The 4,108-nt window shown below is 75.0% G+C and carries 3 protein-coding genes and 1 tRNA gene; 1 reads left to right on the plus strand and 3 read right to left on the minus strand.

The window, feature by feature from the left end:
- A partial coding sequence (locus ACRDP3_RS07990; protein WP_431516144.1) for a tetratricopeptide repeat protein occupies positions 1–1,012 on the plus strand: 1,012 nt, incomplete at its 5' end.
- A gap of 11 nt (positions 1,013–1,023) precedes the next feature.
- Here ACRDP3_RS07990 and ACRDP3_RS07995 read toward each other — a convergent pair.
- From ACRDP3_RS07995 to ACRDP3_RS08005, 3 genes are all read right to left on the minus strand, one after another.
- Positions 1,024–2,829, minus strand: a complete 1,806-nt coding sequence (locus ACRDP3_RS07995) for a hypothetical protein (protein WP_431516145.1) — start codon at positions 2,827–2,829, stop codon at positions 1,024–1,026.
- Between the two features lie 27 nt (positions 2,830–2,856).
- A tRNA-Lys gene (locus ACRDP3_RS08000) sits at positions 2,857–2,930 on the minus strand.
- Between the two features lie 64 nt (positions 2,931–2,994).
- Positions 2,995–3,753: an IclR family transcriptional regulator gene (locus tag ACRDP3_RS08005; protein ID WP_431516146.1), complete on the minus strand. Its 759-nt coding sequence runs from the start codon at positions 3,751–3,753 to the stop codon at positions 2,995–2,997.
- Positions 3,754–4,108: the final 355 nt, after the last annotated feature.

The raw sequence follows: 4,108 nt of genomic DNA on the forward strand, positions 1-4,108 counted from the left end.
CGCTGCGGCGCTCGCCCGGCGAAGCCGTGGCGCGGAACGCCCCGCGCGGGCCGCGCGCAGGGCGGTGCAGTGGTGCCGGGACGTCGCCGTAGCGGCGGACGCCGTGGTGATGAAGGGCCGCTGGCATCTCGGCGGCGCGTACGAGCAGGTGCTCCTGCCCGCCTACGCCGGCCCCAAGGAGGCTCTGCGCGCCCTGCGCACCGAGCGCCCCGTCCTGGTCGAAGCGGTGTGCGCCGCCGACGAGTTCGGCTTCCCCGACCTGGTCTGGGAACTGTGCGAGGCGATGTGGGGCCTGCACCTGCGGCTCGGTTTCCACTCCGACTGCCTGCGCACGCACGCGCTCGGCGTCGAGGCGGCGAAGGAGTTCCCCGATCCGCGGATCGAGGCGCGGATGCGCGTGCAGCGCGGCTTCTCGCTGATGGCTCTGCAGCGGGAGGCGGAGGCCGAGGAGGACTTCCGCACCGCGCACGAACGGGAGCCGGAGACCCATCCGCGCGGCCGGGCCACGGCAGTGGAGTCGCTGGGCCTGCTCCGGCTGCGGCAGCGCCGCTGGGCCGAGGCGGAAGCACTCTTCGAGACGGCGCGCGGCTACGCCGCCCGGGCCGGTGACGCGCGCGCCGACGCGCTGCTCGAGCACCACGCCGGCCGCGCCCTGGCCGGGCAGGGGCGGCTGGCCGAGGCCGTCACGCGGTGCGAGGCGGCGCTGCGTTCCGTACGGGGGCTGCCGCAGCCGGACCCCTACAACGAGGCCCGGGTGCTGACCAGCATCGGCGAGGCACACCTCGACGCCGCCGCACCCCGGTCGGCGCGCACACCGCTGACCCGGGCGCTGGAGATCATGACGCGGCAGGGGGCGCTGCTCCAGGAGGCCGTCGTCGCCGAGCTGTGCGCCCGCTGTGCGGAGCCCGGCAGTCCGGAGCAACGCGAGCTGCGGCGAAGGGCGTTGGGCCTGCACGTGACCACCGGGGACGACGTGGGTGCCGAACGCGTGGGCGCGCTGCTGGCGGAGTGATGCCGCATCGCTCACCCCGCCGGCGGGGTGAGCGTCACCGTCACGTGGTGGGACTCGGCCCCGGTCCGTACGGTCATGCCGGCCGCCAGCGCTTCCAGCGCCATGCCGTTGGCCGTCCAGGCGTGCAGGGCCGACGCGTACGCCGCGGGGTCGCACAGATCGGGCCGCCCGTCCGGGTGCGGCTGCGCGGCGAGCTGGACCAGCGCCCCGCCGGGCAGCCGTGCCGTGCAGCGGTCGGGGCCGTGCACGAAGGCGGTGAGCGCCGCGTGCGGGAAGCGGGCCGCCGCATCGGCCGCCCAGGCGGCGGGCGGGCCGAGCCGTGGGTCGTCGGCGTGCCCGTGGCGCAGCACCACGTCCGCGAGCGCGAGCCTGCCGGGGTCGGGCGTCTCCTCGTCGACGGCGGTGTGCGCGTCGTGCGCGGTGTAGGCGGTGCAGGCGTCCTCCGGCCCGGCACCCGCCCAGCGGGCGACCTCGATCTCGGGCGGGGAACCGGGTGCGGCGCCCAGCAGCCGGGTCAGCACGCGCATCGGCGCCGTGTGGCGGGCGGGTTCGTAGCGGGGCGGCGGCAGTGGTTCCAGGCGTGCGGGGGTGGCCGGTTCGGGAATGCCGATCAGCCCGTAGAAGGCGCGGCGCAGCAGGGCCGCGGACTCGCCGGGCGCGGAAGTGGTCAGCTCGGCGGCGTCCGGGCTGCGCGGCTCTTTCAGGGCCGCGGCGAGCTGGGGCAGCAGGCGTTCGTACGGGCGCAGCCGGGGCGCCGTACGGACGAAGGCGGCGACGGGCGAGTCCGCGCCGAGCCCGTCCCCGCTCGCGGCGCACAGCAGCACGGGCGTGCCCAGGGCCGCGGCGTAGTAGGTGACGGAGCCCTGGTCGCCCAGCACGAGGTCGGCGGCGAGCAGCGCCTGCCGCCAGCCCGCCAGCGGCGGTACGAGCGTGAGCCCGGCGTGCCGGGCCCGGTTGAGCCAGCCATGTATCTGCCCGGGGCCGTGGCCGTGCCAGATGTTGGGGTGCAGAGCGGCGACGAGGCGGTACTCGTCGGCGGGCAGCGCGGCCGTGAGGCGGGAGAGCAGTGCGGGCAGCACGTCCTCGCCGCCGTCGCCGAAGAGGGAGTCCGGGTTCCAGGTGGAGCTGAGCAGGACGAGCCGCCGGCCCGGCGTGACGCCGAGCGCCCGGCGGAAGCGGTCGCGGTCGGGGCGGGCGGCGAGCAGCCGGTCGTAGCACGGGTCACCGGCGAGCACGGCGCTCGGCGCGGCCTCGGGGCAGGCGGCGCGCAGCCGGTCGAGCTGTTCGGGATGGGAGAGGACGGTGGCGTCGGCGACGGGGCGGCCGTCGTGGAGCAGCCACTCGGGAGAGAGGCCGAAGACGGGAGGCTGCCCGGGCCCGGGCGAAGGGCGCCCGGTGTCCGGTGTCCGGTGTCCGGTGTCCGGTGCGGCCAGCCTCTTATTGTATCCGGCGCCGTGCGAGAGCACCGCCAACTTGCCCTGAATATCCTCCAGTCGGCCGCCATAGCTCGCCGAAACGGCCAGGTCCACGGGCGTACGCACGGCTTGCTCCCACGGCAGCACCGGCAGTCCGGCGTCGGCCAGCAGTTCCGGCACCCCCGCCTGGAACGGTGAGGAGCCCGTGCAGGTCGCCAGCAGTTGCACACGGAAGTCGTCGTGGAAGAGCGGCAGCACGTCGAGCAGCCGGGTGGCCGAGGTCACGTTGTGCACGACGAACAGCACTCGCCGACAGCCGCCCCGGGTCGCCCACCGGGCGGCGTCGGCCGGGTCCGCCCCCACCGGAACCCGTATCCACGCCTTCCCGGGCGGACCGGCCACCTCGGCAGCCTCCGGTCTGTCGCACTGTGCGCCGCCAGGGACTCGAACCCCGGACCCGCTGATTAAGAGTCAGCTGCTCTAACCAACTGAGCTAGCGGCGCCCGTCGGCCGTCACCGGCCGACGACGGAATACTACCCCGTCGTCAGGGGTGCTCATGACCATGATCAGAGCGACAGCGACAGCATGACCGGCGCCGCCCGGCGGCTCAGCGTCTCGGCCGCGCGGCGCAGCCGGTGCGCCTGCTCCACGGGCAGCGACAGGGCCAGGCAGCCGATCGACGACCCGGCCGTCACGGGCACGGCCGCGCAGACGGTGCCCACCGCGTACTCCTGCAGATCCAGCACCGGAACGCTCGGCGGCTGCTGGGCGAGGGTGTTCAGGAGCAGCCGTTCGTCGGTGATCGTGCGTGAGGTGAGGCGGGCGGTGCGGTGCCGGGAGAGGTGATCCCTGCGGCCGTTGTGGTCGAGCTGGCCGAGCAGGCATTTGCCGATCGCGGTCGCGTGCAGGGCCGAGCGGAAGTCGACCCACTCGTTGACCGCCGGTGTCGCGGGGCTGTCGGCGTGCCGAGTGATCTCCAGCTCGCCGTCGCGGTAGCGGCTGAGGTAGACGGCGGCGCCGACCGTGTCGCGCAGATCGCCCAGGGTCCGCTGAAGCCGCTCGTCCAGGGCGCGCTCCCGGTCACCGCCCGAGCCGAGCAGGACCAGTGCCTCACCGACGACATACGTGTCGTCCGCGAGCCGCTCCGCGTAGTTCTCCCGGCAGAGCATCGCCAGCAGATGGGCGAGGTGGCCCGGGGGCAGGCCGGTCTCCCGGGAGAGGCCGGCCTCAGAGATGCCGTCGCGGTGCCCGGCGACCACCTCCAGCACGCGCAGCGCGTACCGCACCGAGTGGAACGGCGTGGTGTGCTCGGGCTTCAGCGCCACGACGGGCCTCCTTGGAGGGGTGACCGATTGCGCCGTGACCGTCGCAAGCGGTCACGGATACCTCACACGATAGCGGTCAACGGGTCGTCAGGTGGGGGGCGTTGCCCCTATTTGGTAAATGCGGATCGCCCTGCGGGGGCTGCCGCGGATCCGCGCCGGTCACCGCACCGCGCATCACGTGCACGGTGCACACGGTCAACGGCCGTATGCGGCCCCGTCGTTCGCCGGACAGAGGGCACCGGCGGGTGCCGCGCGCCGGCACAACAGCGCCGTGAACGCCTGCCGCAACCGGAGTGTGCCGCGGTGTGAGCGAGCCGGCCGGCGTGGCCGGCCCGGACGCGGGTGGGCCCGGGCC

Origin of the sequence: Streptomyces sp. (assembly GCF_050698815.1) — a bacterium.
Taxonomy (GTDB): domain Bacteria; phylum Actinomycetota; class Actinomycetes; order Streptomycetales; family Streptomycetaceae; genus Streptomyces.